The sequence below is a fragment of the Burkholderia sp. Bp9012 genome (assembly GCF_003853825.1).
GTDB lineage: Bacteria > Pseudomonadota > Gammaproteobacteria > Burkholderiales > Burkholderiaceae > Burkholderia > Burkholderia diffusa.
The window spans coordinates 1-263 of sequence record NZ_QTQA01000097.1; the positions used below are offsets into that span (position 1 = coordinate 1).

Sequence of the window (263 nt, forward strand, 5' to 3'; positions counted from 1 at the left end):
CTCATCGACCCGGCCGAGCAGCGCGAAGCCGAGCGCCAGCGCATGCCGCGCATCAAGGCGCTGGACAACCTGCTCAAACAATACGCCGGCACCCACTACCAGTACGACACGCGCGGCAACCTCACGCAGCGTTGGCACAACGGTAAGGAAGGCCGCTTCACCTGGGACCTGTTTGACCGCCTGACGCACTACGAAGACGAGCGCCTGAAGGTCGACTACACCTACGACGCGCTTGGGCGGCGCTTGTCCAAGCACAGCCAGGC

At 64.6% G+C, this 263-nt stretch carries 1 pseudogene; it reads left to right on the forward strand.

The features are described 5' to 3' along the window. Positions 1-263, forward strand: a pseudogene (locus tag DIE11_RS36070) (hypothetical protein); the annotation flags it as partial.